The sequence below is a fragment of the Paenibacillus xinjiangensis genome, assembly GCF_059686975.1.
In genome coordinates, this window is the sequence record NZ_JCAALS010000007.1 from 68,352 (window position 1) to 85,372 (window position 17,021).

Annotated in this window: 15 protein-coding genes; 5 read left to right on the top strand and 10 right to left on the bottom strand. The window is 48.9% G+C overall.

Annotated elements, in window-relative coordinates:
- Window positions 1-10 precede the first annotated feature (10 nt).
- Genes sdaAB through AC6ESP_RS09085 form a run of 3 tightly spaced genes read right to left on the bottom strand, consistent with a single transcriptional unit; the run spans window position 11 to window position 3,431 of the window.
- A complete protein-coding gene (gene sdaAB, locus AC6ESP_RS09075; protein WP_497096396.1) occupies window positions 11-703 on the bottom strand; it encodes an L-serine ammonia-lyase, iron-sulfur-dependent subunit beta in 693 nt (230 codons plus the stop codon).
- 15 nt (window positions 704-718) lie between these two features.
- The gene (locus tag AC6ESP_RS09080) at window positions 719-2,179 is read right to left on the bottom strand and encodes a M20 family metallopeptidase (protein WP_497096397.1); all 1,461 of its coding nucleotides are present in this window, start codon (window positions 2,177-2,179) and stop codon (window positions 719-721) included.
- Complete coding sequence (locus AC6ESP_RS09085; protein ID WP_497096398.1) at window positions 2,172-3,431, bottom strand: MFS transporter; 1,260 nt, start codon at window positions 3,429-3,431, stop codon at window positions 2,172-2,174. The genes AC6ESP_RS09080 and AC6ESP_RS09085 overlap by 8 nt, the downstream gene beginning before the upstream one ends.
- 160 nt (window positions 3,432-3,591) lie before the next feature.
- Here AC6ESP_RS09085 and AC6ESP_RS09090 point away from each other — a divergent pair, with 160 nt between their 5' ends.
- The gene (locus AC6ESP_RS09090; RefSeq protein WP_497096399.1) at window positions 3,592-5,661 is read left to right on the top strand and encodes a helix-turn-helix domain-containing protein; all 2,070 of its coding nucleotides are present in this window, start codon (window positions 3,592-3,594) and stop codon (window positions 5,659-5,661) included.
- A 96-nt stretch (window positions 5,662-5,757) separates the two neighbouring features.
- On the opposite strand, the gene AC6ESP_RS09095 is transcribed toward AC6ESP_RS09090, so the two are convergent.
- The gene (locus AC6ESP_RS09095) at window positions 5,758-5,964 is read right to left on the bottom strand and encodes a hypothetical protein (protein ID WP_497096400.1); all 207 of its coding nucleotides are present in this window, start codon (window positions 5,962-5,964) and stop codon (window positions 5,758-5,760) included.
- Window positions 5,965-6,262: 298 nt separating this feature from the next.
- Between AC6ESP_RS09095 and mnmL the strand changes: the two genes are divergently transcribed.
- Genes mnmL through AC6ESP_RS09110 form a run of 3 tightly spaced genes read left to right on the top strand, consistent with a single transcriptional unit; the run spans window position 6,263 to window position 8,839 of the window.
- Window positions 6,263-7,225, top strand: coding sequence for a tRNA modification radical SAM protein MnmL/YtqA (gene mnmL / locus AC6ESP_RS09100; RefSeq protein ID WP_497096401.1), 963 nt, complete (start codon window positions 6,263-6,265; stop codon window positions 7,223-7,225).
- Between the two features lies 1 nt (window position 7,226).
- A complete protein-coding gene (gene mnmM / locus AC6ESP_RS09105; RefSeq protein WP_497096402.1) occupies window positions 7,227-7,811 on the top strand; it encodes a tRNA 5-(aminomethyl)-2-thiouridylate-methyltransferase MnmM in 585 nt (194 codons plus the stop codon).
- A gap of 50 nt (window positions 7,812-7,861) precedes the next feature.
- Window positions 7,862-8,839 (top strand): type I phosphomannose isomerase catalytic subunit, encoded by a 978-nt coding sequence (locus tag AC6ESP_RS09110; protein ID WP_497096403.1) that lies wholly within the window; start codon window positions 7,862-7,864, stop codon window positions 8,837-8,839.
- 75 nt (window positions 8,840-8,914) lie between these two features.
- Here AC6ESP_RS09110 and AC6ESP_RS09115 read toward each other — a convergent pair whose 3' ends face one another.
- The 6 genes from AC6ESP_RS09115 to AC6ESP_RS09140 form a co-directional block, all read right to left on the bottom strand.
- Window positions 8,915-9,505, bottom strand: a complete 591-nt coding sequence (locus AC6ESP_RS09115; RefSeq protein ID WP_497096404.1) for a pyridoxamine 5'-phosphate oxidase family protein — start codon at window positions 9,503-9,505, stop codon at window positions 8,915-8,917.
- A 77-nt stretch (window positions 9,506-9,582) separates the two neighbouring features.
- On the bottom strand, window positions 9,583-10,491 hold the full coding sequence (gene rocF, locus AC6ESP_RS09120) for an arginase (protein ID WP_497096405.1): 909 nt from the start codon (window positions 10,489-10,491) through the stop codon (window positions 9,583-9,585).
- Window positions 10,492-10,590: 99 nt separating this feature from the next.
- On the bottom strand, window positions 10,591-11,508 hold the full coding sequence (locus AC6ESP_RS09125) for an NAD(P)/FAD-dependent oxidoreductase (RefSeq protein ID WP_497096519.1): 918 nt from the start codon (window positions 11,506-11,508) through the stop codon (window positions 10,591-10,593).
- An 81-nt stretch (window positions 11,509-11,589) separates the two neighbouring features.
- Window positions 11,590-12,063: an RrF2 family transcriptional regulator gene (locus AC6ESP_RS09130; protein WP_497096406.1), complete on the bottom strand. Its 474-nt coding sequence runs from the start codon at window positions 12,061-12,063 to the stop codon at window positions 11,590-11,592.
- A gap of 191 nt (window positions 12,064-12,254) precedes the next feature.
- Window positions 12,255-14,087, bottom strand: a complete 1,833-nt coding sequence (locus tag AC6ESP_RS09135; RefSeq protein WP_497096407.1) for a B12-binding domain-containing radical SAM protein — start codon at window positions 14,085-14,087, stop codon at window positions 12,255-12,257.
- 135 nt (window positions 14,088-14,222) lie between these two features.
- Window positions 14,223-15,773: a stalk domain-containing protein gene (locus AC6ESP_RS09140; RefSeq protein WP_497096408.1), complete on the bottom strand. Its 1,551-nt coding sequence runs from the start codon at window positions 15,771-15,773 to the stop codon at window positions 14,223-14,225.
- 261 nt (window positions 15,774-16,034) lie between these two features.
- Between AC6ESP_RS09140 and AC6ESP_RS09145 the strand changes: the two genes are divergently transcribed.
- Entirely contained in the window at window positions 16,035-16,964 is a 930-nt protein-coding gene (locus tag AC6ESP_RS09145) for an RluA family pseudouridine synthase (protein ID WP_497096409.1), read from the top strand.
- Window positions 16,965-17,021: the final 57 nt, after the last annotated feature.

The following is a 17,021-nucleotide window of genomic DNA, read 5'->3' on the forward strand; positions in this document are numbered from 1 at the left end:
TATGCTGCTCTTATGAAGATCCTGCATCTGTAAGATCAACTGTGCGAACCGTATCTACATTGTCCAGTGCGGCAATCTCATCAATCATGTCGACTGTAAGCAGACTATCCAGCTCCAGAACGGTTAATGCATCACCACTTCTAGCCTTTCGATCGACAGACATATGCGCGATATTGCGACCGCTTCGTCTCATGACATCGGTAATGCTCGCAACAACCCCTGTCCAGTCCCGGTGACGCACAATAACGGTTGGATATACACCCGATAGCCTGACGCTGAAGCCGTCAATTTCGGTTATTTCAATATTGCCTCCGCCGATAGAGGTGCCCGTCATCACAAGCTCTTCTCTCGTATCGCCATCTCCTCTGGATAGAAGCAGCTTAGCTGTATTCGGATGAGAGAACAGCCCCTTCCCTTCATCGAAGGTGACAACTACTCCGCGGGCCTCAGCCTCTTGCAGCGCATTAGGGATACGAGGATCATCGGTTTGCCAATCGAGAAGCCCTCCGACAATCGCTACATCTGTGCCGTGACCTTGATAGGTTGCCGCGAACGAGCCGTAGAACAGTATCTCCGCACGATCTGGCTGCGGTCCGAGTAATTGCCGGGCGAAGCGCCCAATGCGAGCCGCACCTGCTGTATGTGAACTTGATGGCCCAACCATAGCAGGGCCTATAATGGAGAATACATCTTTAAATCGCATGGAAACCTCCTCGAACTAGACCGTTAACGGCTTTGTATCCGCCAGCTCAGACATCCTCGGCGGCGTGATCTCCTTCGGTACAAGACATTCATAGCTCTCGCCGTCTAGCCTTTCAATAAGCTCAGCCTTGGCTTGTTTAATTAGCTCTGGATTAAGCAATGCTTCAACAGCTGTACAAGCCATTGTCTTGCCCGCGAGCAGCATCGCTTTATGTGCATACGTTGACTTGCCCTGCGTTACTGTCTGCCATGCGTGGAATGGCGTGCCGTAAGCATATGTCGCAGTCATGCATTGTGCCGTTGGGACGACCCAGCTAACATCGGCAACATCCGTTGAGCCGCCCATCATTTGTGTATGAAATGGATTGTAAGGCAGTACACTGTTCAGTAATGGACGCTCTGCAATCCCTTCACGCAGCGCCTTCGGAAGCATTCCGAGCGCGCTTGCTTTATCCACCTCAGGAAGGGAAGCATAAGCCGCCTTCGCCTCTGCCAGTTCTTCTGCTGTATGTTCAGGAAGCTCCAAAGCACTCATATAGCTATGCATAACGGTTTCCAGTGCAGTATTAGGGACCAAATTCATACAAGCTCCCTCTATAACATGTTCCATCGATGTTTCTGTCATAAGGGAAGCTCCCTGAGCAGTTTTGACAACCCGGTCATACAACGCTTTGACCTGATCCGATTTCGGAGCCCGAATCAGATACGTAACCTCTGCCTCCGGTTGTACCACATTCGGAGAAGAGCCTCCTGAATTCGTCACGGCATAATGAATACGCGCTTGATCAATCATATGCTCTCGCATGTAATTCACGCCTACATTCATTAATTCCACTGCATCAAGAGCACTTCTGCCGAGATGCGGCGACACCGCTGCATGCGTGCTTTTCCCTTCGAATCGGAAGGTAGCGTGAATAACAGCAAGGCTCGATGCCGACAGAACCATATTCATCGTAGCCGGATGCCAGGAAACCGCGATATCTACATCGTTGAAATAACCTTCACGTACCATGTACGTTTTACCATAGCCGCTCTCCTCCGCCGGACATCCATAATAACGAACCGTTCCGGCAATGCCGGATTCCAGCAAATAGTCCTTAACAGCAATCGCTGCTGCAAGCGCACCCGCTCCTAGCATGTTATGGCCGCAGCCATGTCCGCTTCCGCCTTTTTGAATAGGATCATTCTCGAAGACGCCTGCTTGCTGGCTTAATCCAGCAAGGGCATCGAACTCTCCCAGAATCCCAACAACCGGACCTCCGCTGCCGAAGCTGGCAATTAAGCCCGTCTCCAGTCCCGCAATACCACGCTCAACCGTGAAGCCTTCTGCCTCCAGAGTATCTGCCAATAACGCAGACGATTTGAACTCTTCGAACCGAATTTCCGCGAAATCCCAAATCGCATCGCTGATTTGAACCATTTTATCACTCTTACTATTTACTAAATCAGATAGTTGATCTGCCAATTGTTTATTCATTCACGATTCCTTCTTTCATCTGAATATTAGAAGTCTTGTTGCTTCTGAATATCAACATCAAGGCTACTGCCGAGACACAAGCGAATGCCATCATTAGTATAAAGGCAGAAGAATACGAGCCGCCGGAAGCCTGAACCATGAATCCAATCATCGTTGGCGCCAAGAAGCCAGCTAGCTGCGCTCCCGTATTAATAAATCCGTTAGCCGTAGCTGCACTTTCTTCAGGCAAGTGCTTCAGAGCCGCAGATGCAATCAGAATAATGACGAAGGACTGGAATACGATGATGAGACACTGATACGCAATGAACATCCCTGTCGTACTAGCTGTTTCCATCAAATAGAGCAAAGCGGCAATAAGGATCGCTGAGATCGCAGCAACCTGCAGCTCTCTTCCACGCGGAAGCTTATCGAGCACAACGCCACTGATAACCATTGCGAATATTCCGACAAAAGCAGGTATAGCAGACAGGTAGCCAATGGACGCAAGATCAAGACCTCGCACATTCATCATATAAGTTGGCATCCAGGAATTGAGGCCCCAGCTAACGACATAAATACTGAAGTAACCGACGAACAGCTTCCATACAAATGCGGATCTCAGAATCGATCTTAACGGAGCCCCTTTGACAGCAGGCTTAGCTGTATCCTGTTTGACTGCAGACTTCGTCTCCGGCTTGTTTTTCTCCCTCAAGAGGAACAGGAATACAACAGCGAACCCAAGACCAATCGCTCCTATAATGTAGAATAAAGAACGCCAGCCATTATTAGCCATAACTTGAGTAGCCACAATTGGAGTAACAACACCCATAGCAGATCCGGAAGTCAGCAGAATCGACATTGCCCGGCTTCTCTCATTCGTAGGGAACCAGTTGGTGATCGCCTTGGAAGCCGATGGGAAGAAGCTGCCTTCACTAAGCCCGAACAAGAAACGAACCAGAATCAATGAAGTTAACGACCAAGCAATACCGGTAAGTATGGTGAAAATAGACCATAGAATAATAGAAGTAATAATAACCTTCCGATAGCCAAACTTGTCAGCTAGCCATCCACCTGGCAGCTGCATAAGTGCATAACCAGCGAAGAAGCTGCTTAAAATGATGCCTGTTGACGAAGCACTTAGTCCCAAATCCTCATTAATACCAAGCACGGCATAACTAATAGCGAACCTGTCAAGGTTGCCAACCGACCAGCCTAGAAACAACAATGCTAGAATCAGGTACTTCCATTTGGATGCAAATCTTGATGTTGTCATAATCCCGCAGCCCCTTATTGAGATGTTATATAACTGAACATGTACTTATGATAGCTAAGCTAGTCACCCAAAACAATGTATGATACTCTATAATTATTAGGTGTTAATGTGGATAAATACACATATCCCATCCCTATTTACGATTCGGAGGTTAATATTGATGGAAGAATACATAACACGAGAATTGAGAGGCTGCGATTTCCAACTGTGGGCAGGTGAAAAAGGACAGCCCTTCCAGCTGCTTGCCATTCAAGGCAGCCAGAGGACTGTTGCACCGAAGACAACAAATGCAGGCTCTGAAGCCTCCAGCTTCACAGCGAATCTAGAGCTCGACTGTACAGATTTTCATCTCCGCTATCCGACTGGCCTTCGAATAACGGTTCGCTGTTATAACTTGTCCGATCCGGCGCCCGAGAAGCTGCTTGAACGGCTATCCGCCTCTCTGCCTCCTTATTACATTGAATATGTGATTTCCCGTCAGAACGATACGCTTCATAAAATGAATAACAGCATTCAGAGCGTTACCTCTCTGCTCGATCTGGACAAGCTGCTATCCGAAATTCTGTACAATACGATGGCTGTTATCCCAGCGGCTACAACGGGTGTACTGTGGATGTATGACGAAGAAGAGGACGTGCTGAAGGTACGTACCGTCTCTGAGAAGCTTGTGAACGAAACGATGGGTCTCATGCGTATGAAGCCTGGGGAAGGCATGATCGGAAAAGCTTTTCTAGAGGGAGTCCCTCGCGCTTATGCGGGGTTCGAGTCGATTATGAGCGCTGCTTCCAATATGTCTGAAGAGAATATGAATTATTTGCAAGCTTCCCATTCGCATGATCTTTTAGATCACCAAGGAGTGCTCTGTGTTCCCGTTAAGGTTAATGGAAAGCCTGAGTGTGTGCTCATTCTGTATCAATTCGGCAGCTATCCGCTTTTTACCGACTATGATTTCGTGCTGCTTCAGAACTTCGCTGATCAGGTTGCTATCGCCATCCAGAATGCTCGTCTATTCAGCGAGGTCCAGCGCCAGAATCAGATGCTCGTCAAGCGCGACGAGATTCATGCCATACTAATGAAGCTATCTATCAGGAATAAGGGGACCTCCGTGATCTTACGCGAGCTTGAGAAAATGATAGGCATGCAGCTCATCTTTATCGATCTAATCGAATATGCCGTTACAGCTTCCACCAAAAAAGCACGGAGCTCCGTGTCCATTGCTGCTATTGAACGGAGATTCAGCACGCGGAGAGAGCCTGCTACTTATGAAGTGAAGAGCGCAACGGGGCTGCTCCTAAGGCATGTCGTACCGATCTTCGCAGCTGATGCAACGCTTGGCTTCGTTATAATCGATCTCCCTAGGGAGCTAAATGTGCTGGATCGGCTTATTCTGGAGCAAGGCAGCTCTATTCTCTCACTTGAGATGGTTCGCAAGCAATCTCAAGCGGACTATTATCATAAGAAAGCAAATGATCGTTTTCATGAATTGCTGTCTTTGCAGGATGTAGCTGCACTTCGTCGCAAAGGCGAGGAAATGGGCTTATTGGAAGAGCAGAAATTGTGTACGATTATATTCGATCTGCTGCCTGCCCCTGGAGTTCAATTGATGAATGTGCAAATATATAAGCTGGTCGTTCTAGTGAAGAAGACCTTCCAAGAAACAGCAGCTGTTGTGTTCGCGCTTGACAACAGGCTGACTGCTATCGTCCAGATTACAGGCAAGGAGTCTGAGCATAATCTGAAGGAGCGTCTAGCAGCTCTGTTCAAGGAGTGGTCGCAATATGGAGACGGCACTCTGCGTTCCGGCATAGGTGCCAGCTTCACTGGCCTGCAATCACTTGCGGGAAGCTATACCGAGGCGAATAAGGCGCTTACCTATCTCGTATCCAAGAAACGCTCAGGCTATATGTGCTTTCCTGAGATCGGGGTTAATCAGCTCTTTTTGCAGCAATCATCCGAAGATCTGGAGTCCTTCGTCTATCAGGTCATCGGGCCGCTTAGGGATTCTGGGTCAGATGGAAGCCGACTGGAGGAAACCTTACTAGCATATGTAAGAGCGAACCGCTCCATCCAACAGACGGCCGAGCAGCTTCATATTCATGTGAACACGCTATATCAGCGATTGAAGAAAATTGAGGACACCCTCCAGCTCTCCCTCAAAGAGCCTGAGCATATGCTGAGACTTGAGCTGGCCTGCTACCTACGCGATAGAGGCTCCGATGACCGGCTATAGTCTAACCTCGAGCGCATACGAATAGAGCTGCCCCATTGCGGTTATTCAACCGCTAGGACAGCTCTATTCGTATGTCTATTGTATTCGCCGATCAAATCAGACAAGCAGTTGATAGTCGATTGGACCATTGTTCTGCTCAATCTCACGATTGATTTCAAGCGCTTCGTTAATTTTTTTGCGTGCAGATACCTCTACATGATGATTGTTGTGGAACCTAATTCCTGTAAGCGCCATCAGTTCTTTGACCGTTAATTCTACTGTCACTTTGTCATCACCATGCGGAATTTTAGTTAGCTCTTTCATTCATATCACCTCATCGATTTATTATACAGCATTTCCAGTTTATCGACGTTTTATGACGATCATTACGAATAAGGCGTGTAAGGTTTGTTTGTTGTTTTGTCGCACTTTTAATATAACAGATCATGTAAGGTATAGCAAGCCTATTTCTTATTCTTCGAAAAATAATTTCCAGTTTTTTTCGCTGTCCCTCCCTTTTCCAGCGAATTGTCCTACACCCGTGGCAATTCAACCTGATTTTCGATAAGATAGAGAGGGCAATGGTTAATAAGCATTTTTGATTCTCACAAAGGAGTACGGCATGAATTCAACACAGCAAGGAACACCGCCTCAGCCACAGCTGTGGGGTGATAAACGATTTCATACATGGAACTACGAGATGAGAGAGCAATTCGGTGGCAAGGTATTCAAGGTGATGCTGGATGCCGGCTTTACTTGCCCCAACCGTGACGGCTCGATTGCCAAGGGCGGCTGTACCTTCTGCAGTGCACGCGGATCGGGGGATTTTGCCGGCAGCAGACGTGATGATCTCGTTACACAGTTCAACACAATACGTGCCCGGCAGCATCAGAAGTGGCCAGAAGCAGGGTACATCGGCTACTTCCAAGCCTATACGAATACTTATGCTCCTGTAGAGGAGCTGCGCGAATATTACGAAGAAATTCTGAGGCAGCCCGGCGTGGTGGGCTTGTCTATCGCTACCCGTCCCGACTGTCTGCCCGATGATGTGGTTGATTATTTGGCTGAGCTGAACGAGAGAACCTATCTGTGGATGGAGATGGGTCTGCAAACCGTGCATGAATCTACTTCCGAGCTTATTAATCGGGCTCATGACACCGCTTGCTATCTCGATGCCGTCCGCCGTCTGCGTGAACGCGGCATTCGTGTCTGTGCACATATCATTTATGGCTTGCCACAGGAAACCCATGAGATGATGCTCGATACGGGACGCGCTGTAGCTGCTATGGATGTGCAGGGAATTAAGATCCATCTGCTCCATCTAATGCGCAAGACGCCTATGGTTCGCCAATACGAGGCTGGATTGCTGCGTTTCCTGGAGCAGGATGAATATGTGAAGCTAATCATCGATTCCCTTGAATTTCTTCCCCCAGAGATGATTGTTCACAGGCTTACCGGTGACGCCCCTCGTGACCTGCTCATTGGACCGACATGGAGTATGAGGAAATGGGAAGTGCTCAACGCCATAGACAATGAGCTCAAGCGCAGGAATACTTGGCAAGGAAAGCTGTGGGTGAGCACATAATATGGGATTTCAATCCGTCTTAAGCACCGCGCACAAGTGGATTGCTGAGCGAGCTCAGCCGGGAGATACCGTGATTGATGCTACAGCAGGAGGAGGCATCGATACGCTCACCCTTGCTGAGCTGGTCGGCCCGCGAGGTACGGTGTACGCCTTCGATATTCAGCAAGAAGCACTGAATCGCACGGGTGAACGGCTCCGTCCGCTCGCCCTTGCAGATAAGCAGCCTACACTCAACCTCGTACTTGGCAATCATGCACTAATGGCTGAGAAGGTCGCCCTTGAGGCACATGGTACCATTGCCGCTGTTATGTTCAATCTCGGCTATTTGCCAGGAGGCGACGAGGCGGTTATAACGCAGCCTACTACAACGATTGCCGCTCTGGAAGCGGCATTAACGCTGCTAAGGCCCGGTGGAATTGTTACCTGTGTGCTCTATCCGGGGCATCCTGGCGGCGAGATTGAGGCCGCCGCTGTTGAGAGCTGGGCATCGGAGCTGCCAGGAGTGAGCTATGCCGCGGTACTATACCGCCAGCCACAAAGAGCGACAGCTCCTTATCTCATTGCTGTCGAGAAGAAACAACGCTAAGCACACCGATTCAACGATTGTCCTATTATGAACATGTGGGAGAGAGACCAATGACAGTGAAACCTTATCCGCTTCAATTTCAGCCTGAGATGAAAGAACGTATTTGGGGAGGACGCGCTCTGGAGCAATTCGGCCTGACGCTTCCTGATGGATCGATTGGTGAAGGATGGATGATCGGCGACCATCAGAATGGCACGACTAAAGTTATTAATGGTGAGCTGGCTGGGCAAGGGCTAGACGAAATTCGCGAGGTCTACGGACGCGAGTGGTTTGGCAAGAAAGGCTTTTCCGAGAAGAACGGACGCTTCCCCCTTCTCATTAAGCTGCTTGATTGCAATGATGACTTATCGGTTCAGGTTCATCCAACGGATCATTATGAGGGTCTGCCAGAGGGTGAGCTTGGCAAAACCGAGATGTGGTACATTCTCGATGCCAAGCCGGATGCTAAGATCATCTACGGACTGAAAGAGGGCATCAGCCGTGCAGAGATGGAAGCTGCTATGGCGGAAGGTCGTATTACCGATACGCTTCAAGAGGTTTCTGTGCAAGCAGGGGATGCCTTCTACATACCAGCTGGAACGGTCCATGCACTGTGCTCAGGCGTCGTTGTAGCAGAAATTCAGCAGAACTCCGACACCACTTACCGTCTCTACGATTATGACCGTCTAGGTCTCGATGGGCAGCTTCGTGAGCTGCATATTGAAGACTCCTTGAATGTCATCGCATATGAAGGCTCAGGCGCCAGCCGAATGACGACGGATGGCGTAGCAGCAGGTGTTTGGCTGACCATTGCCTCCTCTCCTTATTTTATCGTTGAAAAAGGGATTATCGATGGTGAAGCCAGCTTCTCCACTACAGCGGACAGCTTCGTTATTCTCGTCGCGGCTGAAGGTACTGGAAGCCTGAAGTGGCAGGATGGCGAGCTTAGCGTACAAGCCGGGCAATGCTTCCTTCTTCCGGCATGCCTCGGTGAGTATAAGCTGGACGGCCAATGGGTCGCACTGCGCAGCGTAGTACCTGCTATCTAGCCCTTATAAACGACACAAGCCTGCAATCCCGCTTCATTAGCGGAGTGCAGGCTTGTTTTATTAAGAATACCTTATTTACTTGTTGTAGCCATTAATGAGCAGGTGAGCCTTGAACATGTCTTCAACGGAAGGATGCTCTTCCTCAGGCGTCCAGTCAGCTGTGCTCCACAAGCCTGCCTGCTTGAATGCACGAGGACAATGAATAAAGCATTCAGCAACCTCTACGACAACAGCTAATCCTGATGTCTTCCCACTCCACCCCTGGCTACTAATAAATTCCTCATAACGGGTAATAACAGCCTTGCCATTAATCCGCAGCACTTCATTCAATCCTGGAATAATAAAGATCATTCCAATCTGGTCGTTCTCCGTCATATTCGTAAGTGAATCGATCCGTCGATTGCCCGGGCGGTCCGGGAACACCAGATGCTTCTCATCCAGCACCTTCACGAAGCCCGCTGTATCGCCCCTAGGAGACACATCAGCACGGCCGTCAGCAGCCGATGTTGCTAGAAAAAACAAAGATGATTTCAATAAATAATTCGCGATATGTGAGTCAATCTGAGTGATTGTTTTTTTAACTACAGCCTCATGAGGCTCATCCATCAACCCTCTCAGCTCAGTGGCAGACGTAACAATGTCGTTCTTCCATAATTCATCGGTCATGACTAGTACCTCCTACTATTATGCCAGCTTATCTTCATCCATCTTATAGCCTCCATCCTTATTAAGCAATTATTCGTTCATAGAATCTGCTCGCCGAACACCGAGCCGATCAGCTCTACGGCTGCATATGCTGTTTTGTTGCGATAGTCTAGAATAGGATTAACCTCGACGAATTCGGCAGATACCAGCCTCCCAGTCTCTGACAGCATCTCCATGGCAAGATGGCTCTCTCTATAGCTAACGCCTCCAATCACAGGAGTTCCAACTCCAGGAGCATCGTTCGGGTCAACCCCATCCAGATCGAAGCTGAGATGGATGCCAGCTGATGAGGCTAGACGCTCCATCGCCTCGTCCATTACTCTCTCCATTCCCCGGCGATCGATGTCATGCATGGTGAACACACGTACACCAAGCTTCTTCAGAAGCAGCCTTTCGCCAGGATCAATAGATCTCGCTCCGATGATAACAACATCCTCTGGCCTGACCACTCTCGAATGGCCCCCAATTTGCAGCAGACGCCGATGTCCATGTCCGAGACTAACCGCAAGCGGCATTCCATGTATATTTCCTGAAGGTGAAGTATCCGCCGTATTCACATCGCAATGAGCATCGAACCATAGTACACTTAACCGTTCCACATGGCGCAGCACCCCTTTTATCGTGCCTATCGCAATGCTATGGTCGCCCCCGAGTATGAGCGGGAATTGTCCGCGGCTGATTTCGTGTGCTGTTCTCTCCGCCAGCTTGCTATTGACCTTAACCAGCTCATCGAGATATTTCAGCCTTTCTCCAGGTGCAGGAGGAACGGACGGTCGATGAACCGGCACATCTCCAGCATCGTGAACGAGATAACCCAAGGATTCCAGCTTCTGCTGCACGCCGGCGGAGCGAATGGCACTTGGTCCCATATCCACTCCACGTCTATCAGCTCCCAGATCCATCGGCACACCAATAATCGTAATGTTGTTATTTCGTTCAGGCCGCATACGTAAACCTCCTCATGTGAAAGCAAGCTCCAGCTAGCTGATCATCTATCCCTTCTCTAATCCTTATTAGTAAAATAGGGTAATCATGCTCTCCAATGACTAGGTATGACTATTCCATGCCTCAGTAAGCAGCTCGCTATTGATGCCGACAGCAGCCAATGAACCGAGAGATGCAGCTGTAATCACCTGATAGAGCTCCGATGCCGCATCACCAGCACTATAGACACCGGGAACATTCGTTTTACCCATAGGATCAGTGATAACCGTCCCCAGCTCCGACATGTCGCAGCCTAATTCCTTCGGCAGTTCCGATCCAGCAGCAAGCTTCGGAGCGAAGAAAATACCTTGGCAAGGCACACTTGTGCCATCCACCAGCTTGATTTCCTGTACCATACCTTCCGTAGATTCAATTCGCTGTATTGGGGAATCGAAGATCGTAATGTTATGCTGCCTAAGCTCTTCGCGTTGTTCGTCCGTCAGCTCATCCGGCCCATTCGTACAGATCGTATTGTTATCGGTCCATCCTGACAGCACCTTAGCCAGATGCATCGCTCCCGCACCTTTAACAATCGATACGAGCGGCCGATCTCTCAATTCCCAGCCATCGCAGTAGGGGCAGACAAAGGCACTCTTACCGTACACAGCCTCTAACCCATTAACAGCAAGAGGAAGATCTTTTTTTCCTACAGCAAAAAGCAGCTTCTTGCTCTGATAGGCTGCACCCTGAGCAGTTGTAATCTGAAACTCACCATCAGCTCCCGCAGCTGATACAGCCATATCTTCAACAAATGAAACAGTAGGGTAAGCGCTAATCTGCTCCACCGCAATTCGCCGGAATTCACTCGGCCGAATGCCATCCCTAGTAACAAAACCGTGAGACTCCTGAGTAACCCGATTACGCGGACGTCCTTCATCAATAACGACTACCGTCTTTCTTGCCCTGCCCAGTACTAACGCTGCATTCAGTCCTGCCGGTCCTCCGCCAATAATAATGACATCAATCTGCTGATTATCCATCATAACAATCACCCTCCTGGATCTTTAATGTCCATAATAGAAACAAAAGAAGCTTAATGCTTCTTGTTAACCAAATAATTGCTATCTAGTAATAGATGCCGAATCAAGCACCCCTTGAATCGTATGCTGCTGCAAATATTGCTGCATATGCTGCTCGGCGCCATCCATCACTTTTTTCACAAGGCATTCCTTATGGTATAAGTTATAGGTCGTCTCATCCTCTTGAGCAGGAGCTTCCGCTTCCACAATTAATGCTTGATGCTGTGTATCTCCATGGAAACATTCATACAGCTGCTGTCTGCCCTCGACAACCTGAATAACCTCAAGGAACGTAATTTGATCTGCTGCTCGTGCAAGCTCGTAGCCTCCGCTCGCTCCCGTCACAGCACGTACAATCCCATCCTGCCGCAGCTTGGACATAATCTTCGACAAGTAACTCTCCGACACGCCGAGGGCTGTCGACAGCTCCTTAATTCCGATGTTATAGCCACGCTCGCTGCGAGCTAAATGAATTAAAGCATGCAATGCATAGCCCGTACTCTTGGAAAATTGCATCGTATGTCTCCCCCTTCGCACAGGATATAATCTATATATCATTATAGACCTGTAATGTCCATTATAAGCAAGCCGAATCTATTATGCAACCAGCTTAAGGCTTTTATGAGTCACTACTCCGGATCATTACGCACAAAAAAACCAGCCCGAGCCCTTATAATATAAGGCTCGGGCTGGTTAACGCCGTATTCTTACAATCCGATCGTCAATACTTGATCCTGAGGAAGCTTCAGCATGAACGGCTTCGGCACTGGCTTACCTCCATTGGAACCGCCACTGTCAAGCGCATAGAGCACTGCGAGCAGGGTATGATTGTCTTTGCATACAACCCCTGTCTCCAAATAAGCTTCCAGATCGAAGGGCAGCAGCTCGATAGCCGCATGCTTGTACAGCTCTTTCTCAGACAGACCCAGCGACGCGAACGAACCGGATACGTCCTCCGGACGCTCAGCCAGCCTGCGCATCCAGCTGCCCCATACCGACTTCTCCATTGTGAACTCCCACCATGTCTTGCGCGGTTTATAATTATGGTTCAAGAAATAGTCGTACTTCATCAGGCCAAGCACAACCTCCATATCCAGCATCTTATCGCCGCTGGCAATGGCATGCTCCTGATAGCTGGTTAAGAACGCCCATAGTCGGGAGAACAGATCCTCCAGCTGATGGCCAATCTTCTGCCAGCCTCTTCCTTCCCAATAATCGCCGAAGGCTTGGAAGAAATCGAATGGCGAATCGAATACGTTCTGTACCAGATACAGTAGTGTCCGATCCATCCGATGGGCGTTCCAATACTTCTCGAGAACATCCTCTACCCGCTTGATTCTAACGATATCGCCGAATGGCATCAAGTCATTGCCAAGCATTTCATACGGGGCACGGTCCATATAGATGTATCCCCATTTGTCTGCGTCATTGCGGAGGCCCGTTCCGCGAAGCATCTTAAGGAAACCAAGCTGAAGCTCTTCAGGACCAAGTGCGAACACATCATTGAACGTTCCGCGGAACGTATCATAGTTCTCCAGAGGCAGGCCTGCAATCAAGTCGAGATGCTGGTCAATCTTGCCAGAGTCTCTTACCTTGGTCACTGTACGCACAAGCTTCGACCAGTTCTGACGACGCTGAACAGCATCATTCGTTACATCATTGGTCGACTGAACGCCAATCTCGAAGCGGAATACACCTGGAGGGGCATTCTCAGCCAAATAATCAAGCACCTCAGGCCGCATGATGTCAGCCGTAATCTCGAATTGGAACACGCAGCCGCGATGATTCTCAATGAGGAACTGGAACATATCCAGCGCGTAGTCCCGCTTAATATTAAATGTACGGTCTACGAACTTAATCAGCTTCGCACCCGAATCGATAAGGTATAGAATATCTGCTTTCGTCCGCTCAATATCGAAATAACGAACGCCAACCTCGATGCTCGACAGACAAAATTGACAGCTGAACGGACAGCCACGGCTTGTCTCGAAATAAACGACACGACTGCCCAGGTGCGGAATATCCTCTTCGAACCTATACGGGGAAGGCAATGTGGCAAGATCCAGCTTCGGTCTCCCTGGATTGATAAGGGCTTCGAGCTTGTCTGCCCGCTGCTTCCGATAAGCAATTCCGAATACCATATGGAACTTGCCGTCTCCCTCGAGCTCAGTCAGAAGATGGTGGAAGGTCTCTTCTCCTTCACCCATTACGATGAAATCAACCTCAGGGATACGTTCCATCCAATGATCCGTATCATAGCTGACCTCAGGCCCGCCTAGAATGATTTTGACATTCGGCATAATTTTACGCAGCATATTGATAACCGTAATGGTCTCTTCAATGTTCCAGATGTAGCAGGAGAAGCCCACAACATCCGGATTACGGGAGAAAATATCAGAGACGATATTCATCACGGGATCTTTAATCGTATACTCAGCAATTTCCATATCGAAATGCTCTCCGCTATAAGCTTTCAGACAGCGTAGAGCAAGTGAAGTGTGAATAAACTTGGCATTGAGCGTGGATAGTACAACCTTCATAGCATAACCTCTCTAACTTCTTACATGATGACTTCTATTGTACAGAAAAGCAGAGTAAAAAAGAAGAGGCCTCCCTTCAGCCCTAACTGGCGCCGGGAAAAGCCTCTTCTGCTTCTTATAAAGATATAATTCGTATTAGTCCCTTACTTCAATATAAAGCTGATTTTTGAGCTGCATATCAATAACAGGGAAACGTACCCGCCATTTGTCATTACCAAGCGCCGTAACCTCGCCAGCCTCGAAGCCTCGCGGTTCGAAGCCGAAGGTACGATCAAAGGATACGATGAATTGAATCCGTTCCTCTGGAAGCATACGATGCAGCTCATACCCTAGATTAATGGACCAGAAGCGAAGCTCATTCGCGACCGAGCCACCGTAGTAGGTGTAGAATACAGGATCAATATTCGCTGTGAATACGAGCCAGCCCTGCGAATCACGAGTAACAGCCCAGTCCGTGAAGCTAACTGTGCCTTCCGATGTCTGAACCGAGCTGTACTGCTCCTTCATCAGAGCGGCTATCTCATCATTGCTCGCGCCAACTAGCGTATCTGGCAGAGTAGGATCAAGGAAGGCAACATCCTCCGAAGGCTCATCAGGCAGCAGTCCCATAAGCAGCACGGCATGCGTGGTAGATACCGCAAAGTTCAAATCGGCTTGTGACGTAATGCCAGAGGACGTAATGCCAATCAAATCACCATATTCGCTAAAGAGCGCACCGCCTGAGCTTCCGTGATCGATAGGCGTGCTCGTCTGAATATAACGAACGCCTCCTTCATACAGAATGTTGCTGACCAGACCGTCCGATACCGTGTTCTGTAACCCTAACGGACTGCCAATAGCAACAACCTTGTCTCCTTTATTCACCGAAATCCCAAGACTAAGCTCTACTGGAGCAGCTCCAATGGACTCCTCCGTCTGAATAATCGCCAGATCGGAATTTTCTCTATAGGCAACGACGCCAGACACATTCAGCTCATCACCGTAGACTGTTGTAACGGTAGCTGAAGCGGCATCTTCAATCACATGATAATTCGTTAATACGTAGCGGTCACCAATGACGACACCGCTGCCGAGTCCTGCGTTAGTGGAGATAAGAACGACACTCTCATCATACAGGTCAACAATCTGCGTTGCTGTCAGCTTCGTGCGATTTGCTTGTTCTACCTCATATTCCGCATAAATTTCTTCCAACGTATATTCCGTCGTTTTAATCCGGACGGTCTGTGCTTGCTTATCCCATTTCACCGTAGCTCCGAGCGACTCGGCGATGAATCGGGCTGGGACAAAGGTTACCCCTCCACGCACGACTGGAGCAGCATCGAGCTTGACCGAATTACCGTTAATGACCGCTTCTTTTTTGCCAATGGTAAGAGTGACAGCCGTTGATTGTTTGCGTCCAATGATCGTCTGAGTTGTATCTTCCCAGGTTACAGTCGCGCCTAGGGCTGTGAATATCTCACGCATTGGGACGAGGGTAACGCCGTCTTTCACATAAGGAGCAGAGGAGAGGGAAAGCTTCTCATCATCAACGTATACGGCTATCGCAGATTTCACAGTAGTAGATGCTAGCTGGACTGCGCTCGATGTCGATGCTGCCGAAGCTTGTCCTGTGCCTATAATAGGCGAGAATAAGAGGCCAGCAGCAAGCAGCGGGCATACAAGCGATTGTACTAATTTTGTTCTCACTTCTAGTATTACCTCCATTATTTTACTAGGTTGCCAATTCACTATGTAGATTAAGCTATAGTACCATTCTGCTGAACGGTTGTCTATGAAAACGGTTTTCATAGAAGAGCTCTCTCTGAAACTCTACTTCATTATAGAGGGTAATTATGAACGGACTATGAAACCCGGATCGCAGCTTCTGCTTGGCCTGGAGCTTACATAGAATTGAGGGGCTCATCGTGGTATAGTGGGAGCAGTGAATATGCAGGAGGTTTTCCGTTTATGTCTAAGAAACAACGCAGCGTGGGCAAAGGCCAGGCACCGAATAAATCCTTTACGGTGAATGAACCGTCAGAGCTGTTGGCTTTTTTATTAACAGAGCTTAAGAATCAAGGCCGCAACTCGGTCAAATCACTATTGGCGCATGGTCAGGTTTATGTCAATAACAAGGCAGAGACCAAATACAACTATCCGCTTCAACCGGGACAAACGGTTACCATACAGAAAGAACGTGCGGTTGAAGTCGTCCCATTAATGGGGCTAGTCATTCTTCATGAGGATGATCATATTATCGTCGTGAACAAAGATGCAGGGCTTCTCTCCATCGCGTCGGATAAGGAAAATGACATCACCGCTTATCGTCAGCTTACCGCTCATGTCCGCACGAAGGATCCGAAGAGTCGTATATTTGTCGTTCATCGGCTGGACCGCGACACGTCAGGCGTCATGATGTTCGCCAAAAGCGAGAACGTGCAGCAGCTGCTGCAGAACGATTGGCAGAATATCGTCAAGGAACGCTCCTATATCGCCCTTGTAGAAGGGGCAGTGAGAAAACCGGAGGGCACCATCACCTCGTGGCTGAGAGAAAGCAGTACGCTCAAAATGTACTCCAGCTCCGTACCGAATGACGGCCTTCATGCCGTTACCCATTATAAGCTGCTGCAAGCAGGCCGAGCTTTCTCCCTGCTCGAGGTCAATCTTGAGACGGGCAGAAAAAATCAGATTCGTGTGCACATGCAGGACATCGGCCATCCGGTCGTTGGCGATAAGAAATACGGCTCCAAGGCGAAGCCGATTGGACGTCTTGGCCTTCATGCACGCATCCTCTCATTCGAGCATCCGATTACCGGGAAGCTGGAGCGCTTCGACACTGGCATTCCGAAGCTATTCTTGTCACCACTGCGCAATGAGAATAATCCAGTGAAGAAATAACATCGTAGCTAGACACAAACAAAGGTGGAGCAGGAATTCCTACTCCACCTTTGTTTA

Coding starts and splice junctions, on each gene's coding strand:
- mnmM (WP_497096402.1), top strand. CDS start 7,227: ATGGGATTTCAATCCGTCTTAAGCACCGCGCACAAGTGGATTGCTGAG.
- AC6ESP_RS09130 (WP_497096406.1), bottom strand. CDS start 12,063: ATGCAATTTTCCAAGAGTACGGGCTATGCATTGCATGCTTTAATTCAT.
- AC6ESP_RS09125 (WP_497096519.1), bottom strand. CDS start 11,508: ATGGATAATCAGCAGATTGATGTCATTATTATTGGCGGAGGACCGGCA.
- AC6ESP_RS09090 (WP_497096399.1), top strand. CDS start 3,592: ATGGAAGAATACATAACACGAGAATTGAGAGGCTGCGATTTCCAACTG.
- AC6ESP_RS09115 (WP_497096404.1), bottom strand. CDS start 9,505: ATGACCGATGAATTATGGAAGAACGACATTGTTACGTCTGCCACTGAG.
- rocF (WP_497096405.1), bottom strand. CDS start 10,491: ATGCGGCCTGAACGAAATAACAACATTACGATTATTGGTGTGCCGATG.
- AC6ESP_RS09135 (WP_497096407.1), bottom strand. CDS start 14,087: ATGAAGGTTGTACTATCCACGCTCAATGCCAAGTTTATTCACACTTCA.
- sdaAB (WP_497096396.1), bottom strand. CDS start 703: ATGCGATTTAAAGATGTATTCTCCATTATAGGCCCTGCTATGGTTGGG.
- AC6ESP_RS09110 (WP_497096403.1), top strand. CDS start 7,862: ATGACAGTGAAACCTTATCCGCTTCAATTTCAGCCTGAGATGAAAGAA.
- AC6ESP_RS09095 (WP_497096400.1), bottom strand. CDS start 5,964: ATGAAAGAGCTAACTAAAATTCCGCATGGTGATGACAAAGTGACAGTA.
- AC6ESP_RS09145 (WP_497096409.1), top strand. CDS start 16,035: ATGTCTAAGAAACAACGCAGCGTGGGCAAAGGCCAGGCACCGAATAAA.
- AC6ESP_RS09080 (WP_497096397.1), bottom strand. CDS start 2,179: ATGAATAAACAATTGGCAGATCAACTATCTGATTTAGTAAATAGTAAG.
- AC6ESP_RS09085 (WP_497096398.1), bottom strand. CDS start 3,431: ATGACAACATCAAGATTTGCATCCAAATGGAAGTACCTGATTCTAGCA.
- mnmL (WP_497096401.1), top strand. CDS start 6,263: ATGAATTCAACACAGCAAGGAACACCGCCTCAGCCACAGCTGTGGGGT.